Source organism: Novosphingobium sp. B 225, assembly GCF_002198665.1.
Lineage (GTDB): Bacteria > Pseudomonadota > Alphaproteobacteria > Sphingomonadales > Sphingomonadaceae > Novosphingobium.
This window is the reverse complement of record NZ_MWLM01000019.1, coordinates 1-15466: the sequence shown is the minus strand read 5'-3', so window position 1 is coordinate 15466 and position 15466 is coordinate 1. Positions and strand designations below refer to the sequence as shown.

The 15466-nt window shown below is 64.8% G+C and carries 15 protein-coding genes and 1 pseudogene; 13 read left to right on the top strand and 3 right to left on the bottom strand.

The window, feature by feature from the left end; all coding sequences use genetic code 11:
• The first annotated feature begins 109 nt into the window (after nt 1–109).
• The 5 genes from purB (at nt 110) to MNBBLIKP_RS02110 (ending at nt 4167) form a co-directional block, all read left to right on the top strand.
• Nucleotides 110–1423: an adenylosuccinate lyase gene (gene purB, locus MNBBLIKP_RS02130; protein ID WP_088307006.1), complete on the top strand. Its 1314-nt coding sequence runs from the start codon at nt 110–112 to the stop codon at nt 1421–1423.
• A 158-nt stretch (nt 1424–1581) separates the two neighbouring features.
• Entirely contained in the window at nt 1582–1899 is a 318-nt protein-coding gene (locus MNBBLIKP_RS02125; protein ID WP_088307004.1) for a lipopolysaccharide assembly protein LapA domain-containing protein, read from the top strand.
• Nucleotides 1896–2573, top strand: coding sequence for an orotidine-5'-phosphate decarboxylase (pyrF, locus tag MNBBLIKP_RS02120; protein ID WP_088307002.1), 678 nt, complete (start codon nt 1896–1898; stop codon nt 2571–2573). The genes MNBBLIKP_RS02125 and pyrF overlap by 4 nt, the downstream gene beginning before the upstream one ends.
• A gap of 176 nt (nt 2574–2749) precedes the next feature.
• Entirely contained in the window at nt 2750–3499 is a 750-nt protein-coding gene (locus MNBBLIKP_RS02115; protein WP_088307000.1) for an SIMPL domain-containing protein, read from the top strand.
• A 26-nt stretch (nt 3500–3525) separates the two neighbouring features.
• Nucleotides 3526–4167, top strand: coding sequence for a phosphoribosylanthranilate isomerase (locus MNBBLIKP_RS02110; RefSeq protein ID WP_088306998.1), 642 nt, complete (start codon nt 3526–3528; stop codon nt 4165–4167).
• A 54-nt stretch (nt 4168–4221) separates the two neighbouring features.
• Here MNBBLIKP_RS02110 and MNBBLIKP_RS02105 read toward each other — a convergent pair whose 3' ends face one another.
• A complete protein-coding gene (locus MNBBLIKP_RS02105; RefSeq protein ID WP_088307010.1) occupies nt 4222–4686 on the bottom strand; it encodes an outer membrane protein in 465 nt (154 codons plus the stop codon).
• A gap of 231 nt (nt 4687–4917) precedes the next feature.
• On the opposite strand from MNBBLIKP_RS02105, the gene trpB reads away from it, so the two are divergent.
• The 5 genes from trpB (at nt 4918) to MNBBLIKP_RS02080 (ending at nt 9988) form a co-directional block, all read left to right on the top strand.
• A complete protein-coding gene (trpB, locus tag MNBBLIKP_RS02100; protein WP_176399618.1) occupies nt 4918–6138 on the top strand; it encodes a tryptophan synthase subunit beta in 1221 nt (406 codons plus the stop codon).
• 107 nt (nt 6139–6245) lie between these two features.
• Nucleotides 6246–6674, top strand: a complete 429-nt coding sequence (locus MNBBLIKP_RS02095) for an endonuclease domain-containing protein (protein ID WP_088306996.1) — start codon at nt 6246–6248, stop codon at nt 6672–6674.
• Complete coding sequence (gene trpA / locus MNBBLIKP_RS02090) at nt 6671–7462, top strand: tryptophan synthase subunit alpha (RefSeq protein ID WP_088306994.1); 792 nt, start codon at nt 6671–6673, stop codon at nt 7460–7462. The genes MNBBLIKP_RS02095 and trpA overlap by 4 nt, the downstream gene beginning before the upstream one ends.
• 226 nt (nt 7463–7688) lie before the next feature.
• Complete coding sequence (gene accD, locus MNBBLIKP_RS02085; RefSeq protein WP_088306992.1) at nt 7689–8537, top strand: acetyl-CoA carboxylase, carboxyltransferase subunit beta; 849 nt, start codon at nt 7689–7691, stop codon at nt 8535–8537.
• 143 nt (nt 8538–8680) lie between these two features.
• Nucleotides 8681–9988 carry a bifunctional folylpolyglutamate synthase/dihydrofolate synthase gene (locus MNBBLIKP_RS02080; RefSeq protein ID WP_088306990.1) on the top strand — a complete coding sequence of 436 codons (1308 nt, stop codon included), beginning with the start codon at nt 8681–8683 and terminating at the stop codon, nt 9986–9988.
• 165 nt (nt 9989–10153) lie between these two features.
• Here MNBBLIKP_RS02080 and MNBBLIKP_RS02075 read toward each other — a convergent pair whose 3' ends face one another.
• The gene (locus tag MNBBLIKP_RS02075) at nt 10154–11806 is read right to left on the bottom strand and encodes an AmpG family muropeptide MFS transporter (protein WP_088306988.1); all 1653 of its coding nucleotides are present in this window, start codon (nt 11804–11806) and stop codon (nt 10154–10156) included.
• A 58-nt stretch (nt 11807–11864) separates the two neighbouring features.
• On the opposite strand from MNBBLIKP_RS02075, the gene MNBBLIKP_RS02070 reads away from it, so the two are divergent.
• From MNBBLIKP_RS02070 to rsmD, 3 genes and pseudogenes are all read left to right on the top strand, one after another.
• Nucleotides 11865–13025, top strand: a complete 1161-nt coding sequence (locus MNBBLIKP_RS02070; protein ID WP_088306986.1) for an aromatic ring-hydroxylating oxygenase subunit alpha — start codon at nt 11865–11867, stop codon at nt 13023–13025.
• Nucleotides 13026–13165: 140 nt separating this feature from the next.
• Nucleotides 13166–13915 (top strand): annotated as a pseudogene (locus tag MNBBLIKP_RS02065) (pseudouridine synthase); the annotation flags it as partial.
• Nucleotides 13916–14082: 167 nt separating this feature from the next.
• Nucleotides 14083–14658 (top strand): 16S rRNA (guanine(966)-N(2))-methyltransferase RsmD, encoded by a 576-nt coding sequence (gene rsmD, locus MNBBLIKP_RS02060; protein WP_088306983.1) that lies wholly within the window; start codon nt 14083–14085, stop codon nt 14656–14658.
• On the opposite strand, the gene MNBBLIKP_RS02055 is transcribed toward rsmD, so the two are convergent.
• A partial coding sequence (locus MNBBLIKP_RS02055) for an MFS transporter (RefSeq protein ID WP_088306981.1) occupies nt 14609–15466 on the bottom strand: 858 nt, incomplete at its 5' end. The two genes, rsmD and MNBBLIKP_RS02055, sit on opposite strands and share 50 nt — an antisense overlap.

The window sequence follows — 15466 nt, the reverse complement described above, 5'->3', positions numbered from 1 at the left end:
GTGGCATTCGCGTAGCGAATGACGGAGGGGCGATTGTCCCCCTCCCCCCTTGCCTTCGCGGCCCCCGCGCCCTAGCGGCAGCCACGCAACGCCCCTAGGAGTACGAAACATGGTCCCCCGTTATGCCCGCCCCGCGATGGTTGCCATCTGGGAGCCGGAAGCCCGCTTCAAGATCTGGTTCGAGATCGAGGCGCATGCCACGCAGAAGCTGGGGGAACTGGGCGTGGTGCCGCCGAGCGGGGCCAAGGCGCTGTGGGACTGGTGGGCGACCAACCCGAAGATCGATGTCGCCGCGATCGACGCGATCGAGGCCGTGACCAAGCATGACGTGATCGCTTTCCTCGATTGGGTCGCGCAGCAGGTCGGCCCCGAAGCGCGGTTCATGCATCAGGGCATGACCAGCTCTGACGTGCTTGACACCACGCTGTCGGTCCAGCTGGCGCAGGCAAGCGACCTGTTGCTGGCCGATCTGGATGACCTGCTCGCCGCGATCAAGCGCCGCGCGCTGGAACACAAGTACACCCCCACCATCGGCCGCAGCCACGGCATCCATGCCGAACCGACCACTTTCGGCAAGAAGCTGGCCGAAGCCTATGCCGAATTCACCCGCTGCAAGGCGCGCCTGATCGCCGCCCGCGCTGAAGTAGCGACCTGTGCGATTTCGGGTGCGGTTGGCACCTTTGCGAACATCGATCCCTCGGTTGAGGAATATGTCGCAGACAAGCTTGGCCTCGCGGTGGAACCCGTTTCCACCCAGGTGATCCCGCGCGACCGCCACGCGATGTTCTTTGCCACGCTGGGGGTGATTGCCAGCAGTATTGAACGCCTGGCGATCGAAGTGCGCCACCTGCAGCGCACCGAAGTGCTGGAGGCGGAGGAATATTTCAGCCCCGGGCAAAAGGGCAGCTCGGCCATGCCGCACAAGCGCAACCCGGTCCTGACCGAGAACCTGACCGGGCTTGCCCGGATGGTCCGCTCGGCCGTGACCCCGGCGCTGGAAAACGTCGCGCTGTGGCATGAGCGCGACATTTCGCACTCTTCGGTAGAACGCTTCATCGGTCCGGATGCGACGATCACGCTCGACTTCGCGCTCGCACGGCTGACCGGGGTGATCGACAAGCTGCTGATCTATCCCGAACGGATGCAGAAGAATTTGGACAAGATGGGCGGCCTGGTCCATTCCCAGCGGGTGCTGCTGGCGCTGACCCAGGCCGGGCTCGAGCGCGATGCCTCGTACCGGCTGGTCCAGCGCAACGCGATGAAGGTGTGGGAATCGGACGGGCAGCTCAACCTGCTAGAACTGCTGAAAGCCGATCCGGAAGTCACCGCCGCACTGTCTGCGCAGGAACTGGAAGAAAAGTTCAACCTCGATTACCACTTCAAGGCGATCGACACGATCTTTGCACGGGTGTTCGGAGAGTGAGGCAAGCCGCCTAGCCGGTGTTGAGAGAGGGCCGGAGCGAACTCCCCTCTTTGGGCCCTTTCCCTCAAGGGGAGAGAGCTAAGCTGCTCTTCCCTTCACGGCCAATCCCGCCTAGCATCGCTGGGATAAACCTCTGGGGGTAAGGAGGCCTTGGGTCGATGCAGGTAATCCGGACGGTCGTGTGGGTAGTGTTGGTGATCGCGCTGGCGCTGTTTTCCATCAACAACTGGCAGGACGTGGAAGTGAAAATCTGGGAGGGACTGATCCTCCAGACCAAACTGCCCGCGCTGGTGATCCTTTCGTTTTTGGCCGGATTGCTGCCGATGTGGTTGCTGGCCAAGGCCGGGAAATGGCGACTCACCCGGCGGATTTCCAGCCTTGAAAACACCGTCAAGGCCACCGCGGTAAGCCAGCCCAGCGCAGTGGCCACCACGACCCAGCTGGAAACCGCCGCACCGGAGAATCCCATCGTATGAGCACCAACCCGATCTACCTCGCCCTGGATTTCCCCCGGCTGGAAACGGCCGAAGCGGTGGCGCGCAAGGTGGCAGGGCATATTGGCGGGCTCAAGCTGGGGCTGGAATTCTTCTGCGCCCACGGCCACCATGGGGTGCATGAAATCGCCAAGATCGGGCTGCCGATCTTCCTCGATCTCAAACTGCATGACATTCCCAATACCGTTGCCGGGGCAATGCAGGCGATTCACGTGCTGGAGCCGGCCATCGTAACCGTCCATGCCGGCGGCGGGCGGGCGATGATGGAAGATGCCAAGGCTGCGGCGGGCGAACATTGCAAAGTCGTCGGCGTAACCCTGCTGACCAGCCTTGATGAAGGCGACATGACCGCAACCGGGATTGGCGGCAACGCGCACGATCAGGTGATGCGGCTCGCCGAACTGGCGCAATCATCCGGGCTGGATGGGATCGTCTGTTCCGGGCATGAAGTGGCCGCAGTGCATTCGCAGTGGAAGGACGGCTATTTGGTTGTCCCCGGTCTGCGCCCGGCCGGCGGCGCCATGGGCGATCAAAAGCGCGCTGTCACCCCGCGCCAGGCGCGCGATGCCGGGGCCAGCGTGCTGGTGGTTGGCAGGCCGATCGCGCGGGCTGAAGATCCTGTGGCGGCCGCGCGGGCGATTGAGGCAACACTCTAGATTTTCCGCTTTGCCCCCACCTCCGTTCGTGTCGAGCGAAGTCGAGACATGCCAGCGCAGAGGTGTCTCGACTTCGCTCGACACGAACGGGTCAGGCTTGCTTGAACTGAGGTAATTCAGCCCAGCGAAAGCCGTGGCAGTGCATGGCCACAGTCATGCCGCGAAGGAGTATTGCAATGAAATCGCTCAAATTCGCTCTTGCCCCGCTGGCGCTTGCGCTGGCCCTGCCCGGAGTTGCCATGGCCCAGAACGTCCAGTCCGGCCCGGTTGTCGCCGCCGGAAACACCCTGCTTTCGGTCAATGGCGAAGGCCGCGCCACCCGCGTGCCGGATCTTGCCGTATTCAGCGCCGGGGTGACCAGCCAGGCTGCCACCGCTGGCGCGGCGATGAGCGCCAATGCCGCGCAAATGAACAAAGTGATCGCCGCGCTCAAGACGGCAGGGATTGCCGACAAGGATGTTCAGACCAGCCAGATCAGCCTCAACCCGGTCTATGGCGACCAGCAGGTCAGCCCCAACGGCACGATGCGCGCGCCGCGCATTGTCGGTTATCAGGCGGGCAACACCGTCAGCGTCAAGCAGCGTGACCTCAAGCAGTTCGGCAAGGTGCTCGACACGCTGGTCGCCTCGGGCGCGAATGAAGTCAACGGACCGAACTTTCAGCTCGACAATCCCGACGCCGCGATGGACGAGGCCCGCGTGGCCGCGATCAAGAGCGCGCGGGCCCGCGCGGACCTCTATGCCAAGGCGGCCGGGCTGCGCGTGGTGCGGATCCTGACAATCAGCGAAGGCGGCGGCTATAGCCCGCCCCAGCCGGTGATGTTCACCAAGGCCGCAATGATGGCCGATGCGGCTCCCACTCCGGTCGCAGCGGGTCAGCTTGATCTGACGGTCAGCGTCAACGTGCAGTTCGAACTGGCGCCCTAAGCGCGCCCGCGCTAACCGGCGGGGGTATGACCACCCCCAAGATCAAGATCTGCGGCCTGACCACGCCTGAAACGCTGGAAGCAGCGATTGCGGCGCGGGCCGACTATTTCGGGCTTATGTTCTATGCGCCGAGCCCGCGCTTTGCCTCGCTGGGCGTGGCGCGCGAACTGACTGAGCGGGCGGCCGGGCGGATCGGCAAGGTCGGGGTCTATGTCGATGCGGATGATGCCACGCTGACCGAAACGATTGCGGCTGCGGGGCTCGATGCCTTGCAGTTCCACGGTTCCGAAAGCCCCGAGCGGGTCGCACAGGCGCGCGCTCAGTTTGGACTGCCGGTGTGGAAAGTGCTGTCGGTCGCAAAGGCTGAGGACATAGCGCGCGCGCAGGCCTATCTGGGCGCGGCGGACCTGATCCTGTTTGACGCCAAGACACCCAAGGGCGCGCTGCAGGGCGGGATGGGGCTGAAGTTCGACTGGTCGCTGCTCTCCGCGTGGAAAGCGCCCTGCCCCTGGGGATTGGCTGGCGGCCTATCGGCGGAAAACGTGGCCGAAGCCGTGCGGCTGACTGGTGCGCCGCTGGTGGATACGTCCTCCGGCGTAGAAAGCGCACCGGGGGTCAAGGACGTCGCCAAAATCGCCGCCTTCTGCGCGACCGCCCGCTCCGCATAACAAAGGGGCGACCTGTTTCCAGGCCGCCCCTTCTCTCGGTGGCAGGTTGAAAGCTTAGAACTTCACGCCCAGCCCCGCGAACACGGCGTTGCCGTCCGGACGGTTCTGGTCGAGGAAGAAGTGGCGGTATTCGACCTTGCCGTAGAGCTTGTTGCCAAAGCCCTGCTGGTAACCGGCACCCGCGTGAACGGTTTCGTTGTTGCACAGATTGCAGGTTTCGGTGGTGTAGCCGCCGGTAGCATAGAGCTTGCCCTGCTCGCTCACCTTGGCGCCGGCGCGGCCGGTAAAGCCCCAGGCGACCTTGGTGCCGGTATCGGCGATCTTGTCGCCCGACACTTCGACACCGGCAAACGTGGTCTCACCCAGATCGAAATCATAGCCCGCAGCCACGCCATAGGCGTCCTGCGTATAGCCCGGGCTCCAGAACACGCCGCCGCGCGCTTCGATGCGGGCTTCGTTCGCCATGGCCGGGGTCGCGGTGGCTGCAATGGCGAGCAGCGGGAGAAGAACCTTACGCATAATCATACTCCTTGGATATTCAGGCCCCTGACAGGGACTGACCGGCAGGTAGAAAGCCCTGCCTTGCGCTGCGATGAATTTGTTGTTCATTTTGGTCGCACGAATTCTTCTTTGTTGCCAATATGCAACATTTTACACTAACATCTGATAGTTAAATTACGTTCAGGCACAGCCGCAACCCCGCGCAATGGCTGGACTTTCACGTGCTGCTCTGCCAAGCGGCAGCGCGTCATGACCCTGCAGAACCCCACGCCGAACACATTTCGCAACCAGCCCGACGAACGCGGCCATTTCGGCCAGTTCGGGGGGCGTTACGTCGCCGAAACGCTGATGCCGCTGATCCTGGACCTTGAGCGGGAATACACCGCCGCCAAGGCCGATCCGGCGTTTCAGGCCGAATTCGACGACCTGCTGGAACACTATGTCGGGCGCCCCAGCCCGCTCTATTTCGCCCCGCGCCTGACCGAGGAGCTGGGGGGCGGGCAAGTGTGGTTCAAGCGCGACGAGCTGAACCACACCGGCGCGCACAAGATCAACAATTGCATCGGCCAGATCCTGCTGGCGATCCGCATGGGCAAGACCCGGATCATTGCCGAAACCGGCGCGGGCCAGCACGGAGTTGCCACCGCTACGGTCTGCGCGCGGTTCGGCCTGCCCTGCGTGATCTTCATGGGCGCGACTGACGTTGCCCGGCAGCAGCCCAACGTGTTCCGGATGAAGCTGCTCGGCGCAGAAGTGGTGCCGGTCACCGCCGGAGCCGCGACGCTGAAGGACGCGATGAACGAGGCGCTGCGCGACTGGGTCGCCAATGTCCACGATACCTTCTACATCATCGGCACCGCCGCCGGCCCGCACCCCTATCCGGAACTGGTCCGCGATTTTCAGTCTGTGATCGGCAAGGAAGCCCGCGCACAAATGCTCAGCCGCACCGGCCGCCTGCCCGACCTGCTGGTCGCCGCGATTGGTGGGGGCAGCAATGCGATCGGGCTGTTCCATCCGTTCCTGGATGATCCCAGCGTCAAGATGCTGGGCGTGGAAGCTGCGGGTTACGGCCTCGACAAGGATCACGCCGCATCGCTGGCGGGTGGGCGTCCGGGGATCCTCCACGGCAACAAGACCTACCTGCTGCAGGACGGTGACGGCCAGATCATCGAAGGCCACTCGATCAGCGCCGGGCTGGACTATCCCGGCATCGGTCCTGAACACGCCTGGCTGCGCGACGTCGGCCGGGTCGATTACACCAGCGTAACCGATGTAGAGGCGCTCGACGGGTTCCAGCTGCTGTGCCGGACCGAAGGGATCATCCCCGCGCTGGAACCGGCCCACGCCATCGCCGCAGTGAAAAGGGTCGCGCCGACGATGCCGAAAGACAGCATCATCCTCGCCAACCTGTGCGGACGGGGAGACAAGGACATCTTCTCGGTCGCCGCACACCTGGGGGTGGAGCTGTAGCAAAGCCCTCTCCCCTTCAGGGGAGAGGGTTGGGAGAGGGGGAATGCGCGACCANTCCCCCTCTCCCAACCCTCTCCCCTTCAGGGGAGAGGGTTGGGAGAGGGGGAATGCGCGACCAACGCCTGACTGCTTTCGCCAAAGCAAATCGCAAGGCAATGTCCGAACCAGCAACCCGGATGTGGCTGCAATTGCGAGCCGGTCGATTTGAAGGGATAAAGTTTCGAAGGGAAAAGGTTATCGGTGAATACATTGCGGATTTCGCGGCAAACGATCCCAAGCTGGTGATCGAAATCGACGGAAACACGCATGACATCGATGATCCACGCGACACGATCAGGACCCGCTATCTGGAATCGCAGGGGTACCGGGTGCAACGTTATACAAATGTGGAAATCATGCAGAATCTAGAGGGTGTTTTGATCCATTTGACCTCAATTTTGGCCGAGATGCGGCCCCCTCTCCCAACCCTCTCCCCTGAAGGGGAGAGGGCTTTTAAGCCGCTCCCGGTTCAAGGTATCAAAGGGCCACAGGCATGACCCGCTTCGAACAAGCCTTCGCCAAAGGCCCCGCTCTCGTCGCTTTCGTCACCGGGGGTGATCCGACGCCTGATGCCACCGCCGCGATCCTCGACGCTCTCGTCGAAGGCGGGGCTGATGTGATCGAGCTCGGCATGCCCTTCACCGATCCGATGGCCGATGGCCCGGCGATCCAGCGCGCCAATTTGCGCAGTCTGGGTGCGGGCACCACCACGGCGGACATTTTCGCCATCGCCGCTGCTTTCCGGGCGCGGCATCCGCAAGTGCCGCTGGTGCTGATGGGCTATGCCAATCCGATGATCACACGCGGGCCGGAATGGTTCGCGGCTGAATGCGCCAAGGCCGGGGTCGACGGGGTAATCTGCGTCGATATTCCGCCAGAGGAAGATCCTGAGCTAGGCCCCGCGCTGCGCGGCGCGGGCGTGGCGCTGATCCGGCTGGCCACCCCCACCACCGATGCGGCGCGGCTGCCGGCGGTGCTGGAAGGGTCTTCGGGCTTTCTTTATTACGTCTCGGTCGCCGGGATCACCGGTATGCAACAAGCCGCGCAGGCGAGCATCGATGAAGCCGTCGCCCGGATCAAGCAGCACGCCAAAATCCCCGTCGCGGTCGGTTTCGGTGTGCGCACACCCGAACAGGCCGCCGCCATTGCCAAGGTTGCGGATGGCGTGGTGGTTGGCTCGGCGCTGGTCGATCTGGTTGGCCAGCACGGCGTGAATGCGGCCGGCCCGGTGCGCGAACTGACGCGGGCGCTGGCGGATGCAGTGCATTCGGCGCGGGGGGAATAGTTCACGCAGAGGCGCAGAGGAAAAAAAGGAGGCGCAGAGGAGTTGCGCCAGCGGCGAAGCCGCTTTCTATCCGAACCTTGCGATTGCCGTGAGCTTTGACATTTGAGCCGCCTGCGGCGGTTACCACTGTGTCTCCGCGCCTCGCTTTCTTCCTCCGCGCCTCTGCGTGAACCATTCAAACACTTCCCCCCTCGCAAACGCCCGAACACTCCGCTAAGGCCCCAAAATGAGCTGGCTAGATCGCGTCCGCAATTCGATCCCCTTCACGACGAAGCGGGACACGCCCGATAATCTCTGGATCAAATGCCCTGCGTGCAGCGAAATGCTGTTCACCAAGGAGTATGAGGATAACCAGAACGTCTGCCCGCGCTGTGATCATCACGGGCGGATTGGCGCGGACGCGCGATTTGCGCAGTTGCTGGACGCCGGGTTTGAAGTGCTTCCCACCCCCAAGGTGAAGGAAGACCCGCTGAAATTCCGCGACCAGAAGAAGTACCCTGACCGGCTGAAAGCCGCACGGCTGGCCAATCCGCACCCCGATGCGCTGACCAATGCGCTGGGCGCGATCGATGGGCAGAAATGCGTGCTGGGGGTGCAGGATTTCGCCTTCATGGGCGGATCGATGGGCATGGCCGTGGGCGCAGCATTCGTTGCCGGGGCTGACCGCGCGATCAAGGAAAAGGTCGGCTATGTGATCTGCACCGCCGCCGGGGGCGCGCGGATGCAGGAAGGCATCCTCAGCCTGATGCAGATGCCCAAATGCACCGTGGCGATCAGCCGCCTGAACCGCGCGGGCCTGCCCTATATCGTCGTGCTGACCGATCCCACCACCGGCGGCGTCACTGCCAGCTATGCCATGCTGGGCGATGTCCAGATTGCCGAACCGGGCTGCCTGATCGGTTTTGCCGGCCAGCGCGTGATCCAGGACACGATCCGCGAGAAACTGCCCGAAGGCTTTCAGCGCGCGGAATATCTGCTGGAGCACGGCATGATCGACATGGTCACGCACCGCCGCGATTTGCGCGCAACGCTGGCATCGGTGCTGGACTATCTGGGTGCATCCAAAGCAGCCTGATTCCCCCCTCCTCTTGAGAGGAGGGGCAGTGAGACTTGGGCCTGCGCAGCAGGCCTTAGTCGCAGCGGGGTGGTGCTTGCGCGATGCGCCGCGCATGCCGCCACCACCCCCAACCCCCTCCTCTAAAGAGGAGGGGGCTTAAGGTGCGCGACTTCGCAATCTCGGATAACCCGCGCGTCCAGGCGCAGCTCAACCGGCTGGGTGCGCTCAGCCTGCCGCAGGGGCGGATCGGGCTGGAGGTGATCCATCAGCTGCTGGACCGGCTGGGCAATCCGCAGCGCCAGTTGCCGCCGGTGTTCCACGTCGCGGGCACCAATGGCAAGGGCAGCACCTGCGCCTATCTGCGCGCCATGCTGGAAGCACAGGGGCTGACCGTCCACGCCGCGACCAAGCCGCATCTGGTGCGGTATAATGAGCGTATCCGGGTGGCGGGCAAGCTGATTGATGACGAATTGCTGGCCGACCTGCTCGGCGAAGTGCTCGATCTGGGACAAGACCTCTCGCCCAGCTTTTTTGAAGTGACCACTGCCGCCACGTTCCTCGCTTTCAACCGCGTGCCTGCCAATGCCTGCGTGATCGAAGTGGGCCTGGGCGGGCGCTTCGATGCCACCAATGTGCTTGATGGCCAGGCCGCGTGCGGGATCGCCACTTTGGGGATCGACCACAACGAATTCCTGCTGACACCGGAACAAGGCGTGCCGCAGGAACCGCTGTGCCGGATTGCGTTTGAGAAGGCCGGAATCGCGCGGCCCGGCGTGCCCTTGGTGACGCAGGCGTATCCTACCGAGGTCACCCGCACGGTGATCGAACAAGCGATGATCGCGGGCGCGAAAACCGCGATCCGGGGGCTCGACTGGTTTGCCGATGTGGGCGAGCAGATCGCCTATCGCGATCGGCACGGTGAATTGACCTTGCCGCTGCCCGCGCTGGCCGGATCGCATCAGGCCGATAATGCCGCGCTGGCGGTGGCGATGCTGCGGCATCAGACGCAGGTTGCAGTCTCGGCAGAGGCGATGGCGCAAGGCATCCGCGCCGCGCGCTGGCCGGCGCGGTTGCAACTGCTGGGTGCAGGGCCGCTGACGGCACTGGTGCCGGGGCGGCGGGTGTGGCTCGATGGCGGGCACAATGTCGATGCGGGACTGGCGATTGCGCGGTTTTTCGGAGCCGAACCGCCGTTCCACCTCATCACCGGGATGCTATCCAGCAAGGATCCTGCCGCGATTGTCGCGCCGCTTAAGGGGATGCTGCTAAGCCTGTCGGTGGTTCCCGCGCCCGGGCATGACGCGCATTCGCCTGAACAGATCGCCGCCCATGCCGACTTGCCGGTGCGCCCGTTCCCCGATGTCGCGGCAGCGCTCGCCGCGCTGCCACCTGAAGGCGACGTGCTGATCGCGGGCTCGCTTTACCTTGCGGGCGAAGTGTTGCGGCTCAACCGCGAATTTCCCGACTGAGCATTTTCCTACAAGCCGCGAATTTGCTAGGTCTGGCACTGCTCTTTGACAGCGTTGATCCAGCCAGATGAACGAATTCGCCTGAAAACAGCGAATCCGTCACCTTTTGCGTCTAAAGCTTTGTTTTGCAATCCTGAATCGGGGTGACAGGGATGTAACCTTTTGTCACCCTGTTGTCCGCCTATCGGCCCGCGCTGTCCGCGCCCATTCCAGCGCGCTCAGCAGCACGGCGACCATGCCCAGGCTCGCAGTCAGGTAGAACACCGGAGCATAGCCGCCGGTATCGATCTTTTCCCCGATCGCGGCCCGACCGAGCGATCCGACCAGAAACGTGAGCGAGGCCAGCAGCGAAAACTGCACCGCCGCGTGGGATTTTGAAGTGATTGAGGACAAGTAAGCGGTGAAGGCCGCCCCGGCGAAGCCACCGGCCAGGTTCTCACCCGTGATCGCCAGCAGCAGGCGCGAAAAGCGGTCATCCGAACCGAAATTGGCGCAGAGCCAATAGAACCCGGTGGCATGGCCGAACCGGTCCAGCCAGACCCCGCCTTGCGCCAGATCGGCGTAAAGCAGGTTGCTGATCGCGGACACGAACGCCGCGAACACCAGCGTACCCATCCGCCCGATCGCGGCAAAGCTGACCGCGCCCAGCGTGATCCCGGCCATGGTCATGCCCACCCCAAAGAACTTGCTGGCAATCGCCACCTCGTCATTGGTGTACTTCAGTTCCTGCAGGTAGAACGGCAGGGCAAAGGGGCCCCAGACGCTGTCGGTCAGGCGGTAGGTCAGGATAATCCCGAAGACCAGAATCGACGCCCAGCGCAGCCGCCCGACCAGTTCACCCAGCGGTTCGATCAGCGCGCGATAGGCATGATCGAGCGGATTGGTGTGAACCTTGGTCGCGCCATCCTGGGCGGAAAAGCGCCCGGTGCGCTGCCAGTGGCCCATCACCGCGGCGATGATCGCCGGCAGGATCACCGTGGCGATGACGATCAGGGGGCCTTTGAACTTGACGAAATCGCCCGAATTGGGCCGCTCGCCCGGCGCGGCGCCGAGCGACTGAACCATGAACACGATCACCATGGCCAAAGCCCAGCCCCACAGCGCCCCGACCAGACCCAGCGCCACGGCCCGCACCCGGGGCGGCAATCCTGCCAGGGCCTGTTCGTTGGTCTGGGTCTGCTCAAACGGAGTGTCAGGGGCCAGCCAGCTGGCCACCATCGCCAGCAGCATGAACATGCCCATCCAGAAATAGACCGCCGGCCAGCCGATCCGCGCCGCCATGACCAGCGCCAGAGCCCCGCCCATCAGCGTCGCCAGCCGGAACCCCAGCTGGTAGATCGCCGACAGCACATCCAGCGTCGCCACATCGTCCGCAACCTCGACTCGCCAGGCGTCAATCGCGATGTCCTGGGTCGCGGCGGCAAAGGCGGCCAGTCCGGCCAGCAGCGAGAACCAGCCCAACGCGGCATGCGGATCAAGCCGCGAAAGCACGATCAGGACCAGCCCGACCAGCGCCTGGATCGGCACCAGCCAGCTGCGCCGCCGCCCCAGCTTCCACAGCCCCGGCAGCCGCACCCGGTCCACCACAGGCGACCACAGGAATTTGAACGCATAGGCCAGCCCGATCAGCGAAAAGACACCCATCGTCTCCAGATTGACCCCGGCCTCTCCCAGCCAGGCATAAAGCGAACCCAGCAGCAGCACATTGGGCAGGCCTGCTGCCATGCCCAGCACCAGCATCACCCCGGTCTTGCGGTTGCCGAATGCCGATACCAGCAGCCGCAAGGCCCCCGGTTGTTCAGTGCTCTGGCCTGCCATCTTCCCTCCAATCCGAATCCGGGGCACATTAGCCACAAAGGAAGGATTGGATAGAGCCATGTCGCAAACCGCCACTCTGCCCGGCCACGCGCCGACCCCCGGGCAGCTCGCTCTGGCCGAGGCGATCCGGCAGGGCCGGACCCGCCAGGCCGGTGCAACCGCGACGGTCCCGGCCGCGGTCTATACCGATCCGGCGTACTGGGCCCGCGAACAGGCACTGATGTGGAGCCGCGCGCCGCAAGTGCTGTGCCCTTCGGCGCTGCTCCCGCAAAGTGGCATGGCCGTGCCGCATGACGCGACCGGGCGCCCCTTGCTGATCACCCGTGATGCGGACGGCCAAGCCCACGTGTTCCTAAACGTCTGCCGCCACCGCGGCACCCGGCTGGTGGAGGGCAGCGAGAGCGTCTGCGCCAAGCGGATGACCTGCCCTTACCACGCCTGGACCTTTGCTCTGGACGGGCGGCTGCTCGCCCTGCCCCGGCCAGAGACGTTTCCCGGGCTGGACAAGGCGGACCACGGCCTGGTCGAACTGCCCAGCTGCGAAGCGGGCGGGCTGATCTGGTTTTCACCGCAGCCGCAGGCCGACTTTGGCGATGCCCGCACCCTCGGCCTCGATTTCGATGCCTTTGCGCTGGGCCAGCTGCACCTGTTCCGCCGCCGGACGCACGAAGTCGCCTCGAACTGGAAGCTGATCATGGATGCCTTCCTGGAAAGCTACCACGTCGCCCGGCTCCACGCCGCGACGATCGGGCCGTTTTTCAAGGACGGGGTGACCAGTGGGGACCAGATCGGCCCGCACCAGCGCAGCCTGGTCGGCCGCGCGGCAGAGCTGGAGGGGCTCGATCTGACCGACATGGCCGTGCTGCGCCGGACCGGGACATTTGCCTATCAGCTCTATCCGGGCACCGTGCTGGTGATCAGCCCGGATTACATCAACGTCATGGCGCTGTGGCCGCAGAGCCATGACCGCACCCTGGTCGAGGATTTCATGCTGATCCCCGAGGAACCCGCCACCGACAAGGCCCGCGACCACTGGGAACGCAGCTGGCAGCTGCTCGACGACGGGGTCTTCGCCAGCGAGGACTTCCGCGCGGCGGCACTGGGGCAACAGGGCCTGACCAGCGGCGCGATCCCTCACATCACGCTTGGCACACTCGAAGCCGGGATCCGCCGCTTCCACGAAATCTGCGAGGAGCAGATGGCGCTGGCCAAAGGATGACAGTGCGGCGGTGATCCGATTCCCCCTCCTCTTAAGAGGAGGGGGAATCGGATCACNCCCCCGACCCCCTCCTCTGAAGAGGAGGGGGAGTCCTGAAGGCCAACCTTTCCCCCAAACCCCTTTGCGGCTATGGGCCAGCGATGACCACCCCAGATCCTGACCGCCAGGGCGACCGCATCGCCAAGCTCCTCGCCCGCGCCGGCATTGCCAGCCGCCGTGAGGTTGAGCGGATGATCGCCGAGGGCCGGGTCAAGATCGGCGAGGAGGTGGTCACCACCCCCGCCACCTTGCTCACCAGTCTGCGCGGCGTCAGCGTGGACGGCAAGCCGGTCAAGGCCCCCGAAGCCGCCCGGTTGTTCGTGTTCCACAAGCCTTCGGGCCTGATCACAGCCGAGCGTGACCCGACTGGACGCCCGACGATCTACACCGCGCTGCGCAATGCCCTGCCCCCCGGCTCGCCGCGGCTGATGCCGGTCGGGCGGCTCGATCTCAACACCGAAGGGCTGCTGCTGCTGACCAATGACGGCGGGCTCAAGCGGGCGATGGAACTGCCCAGCAGCGGCATCCCCCGCACCTACCGCGCCCGCACCTATGGCGAGATCAGCCAGAACCAGCTGGAGGGACTAATCGAGGGGATCGAGATCGACGGGATGCACTACGGCGCAATCAACGCCAATATGGAACGCCGCACCGGCCGCAACCAGTGGATCGAACTGACCCTGACCGAAGGCAAAAACCGCGAAGTGCGCCGCGTGCTGGAGCATCTGGGGCTGGAAGTCAGCCGCTTGCTGCGCACCAAGTACGGCCCGTTCGAACTGCTTGATCTGCCGCGCGGGCAAGCGGTGGAAATCCGCCAGGTCGAAGTGGAACAATTCGTCAAATCGCTCAAGACCACGCCCAAGCCCGAGCATCCCAATCCCCACAGCCAGCCCGCCAAGCCGCGCTCAACCTGGTCGAAGGACGGGCAGGCCCCGGCGCGCGGCGGCAAGGCTCCGGCCCGGCCCGGCCCTCGCGGTGCGGCGCGTCCGGCACGTCCGGCCCGTGGAGCCCCGCGCAAATGAGCCTGCGGATCATCGCCGGGCAGTGGCGCGGGCGCAAATTGCAGGCACCGGCAGGCGAGGTTACCCGCCCCACCGCCGACCGCACCCGCGAAACGCTGTTCTCGATGCTGCTCTCGCGGCTCGGCACTTTCGAAGGGTTGAGCGTGGCCGATCTGTTTGCGGGATCGGGCGCGCTGGGGCTTGAGGCGCTGTCACGCGGCGCGGCCAGTTGCGTGTTCGTGGAGCAGGACGCGGCCGCCATCCGGGCGCTGCGCACCAACATTGCCAACCTGCGCGCCGCCAGCCTCTGCGATGTCCGCGCCGGGTCAGTACTCGCGCTGGGGCCGGTCAAGGCGCCGCTCGATCTGGTGCTGCTCGATCCACCGTACCATTCCGGCGCGGGCGTGGTGGCGCTCGACAAGCTGCGGCGGCTTGGCTGGATCGGGGAGCAAACCTGGATCAGCCTGGAAACCGCGCACGATGAAGAGCCGAAGCTCAAGCTGTTCGAAGCGGTTGCCGATCGCAAAGTCGGCAAGGCGCGGCTTACTCTGCTGCGGTTGACCGCTTTGCCAGCACCAGACCCAGCAGACTGAGCGCTCCGGCCAAAGTCAGCAGCAATCCGGCCTGCGCGCCGTACCCACTGGCCGCCAGTTGCTGCGCGCCCAGCGGGGTCAGCGCCCCGCCGATGATCCCGCCCAGATTGAACGCCAGCGAAATCCCCGAATAGCGCACGGTCACCGGGAACAGCGTGGGCAACCAGCTGCCCAGCGGGCCATAGACCAGCCCCATCACGAACAGCGCGATGGCCAGCGTGGCAAACACCGTCCACAGCGATCCCGATTGCAACCCCGGTCCAAACACCAGCCCCAGCACCATGCAAGCCAGCGAGCCCGCGATCAGGACCTTGCGCGATCCGACCCGGTCCGCGCGGATCACGGCCAGCAGGATCCCGACCGCGAAAAAGCAGTTCGCGGCAAGCTGCACCCCCAGGAAGGTCTCACGGCTGTAACCCAGCGCCGTGGTGCCTTGGGCCAGGGCATAGGCGGTGGACAGATAGAACACCGCGAAACAGGCCACCGCCCCCGCCGTTCCCGCCAGCACCGCACCGCTATGATGCCGCAGCAACTGCGCAATCGGCACGCGCGGGGGTGCCTTGTGCGCCAGAGCATCGCGGAACGCAGGCGTTTCGGCGATCCGCAGCCGCACCCACAGGCCAAGCCCGACCAGCAAGGCGCTCGCCAGAAACGGAATGCGCCAGCCCCAGCTTTTGAAGTCCGCATCCGAAAGGCCCAGCCCGAGCAGCAGGAACAGCCCGTTGGCGGCCAGAAAGCCCAGCGGCGCACCGAATTGAGGGGCCGAGCCAAACCGTGCCTCCCACCCCTTGGGTGCATATTCCACCGC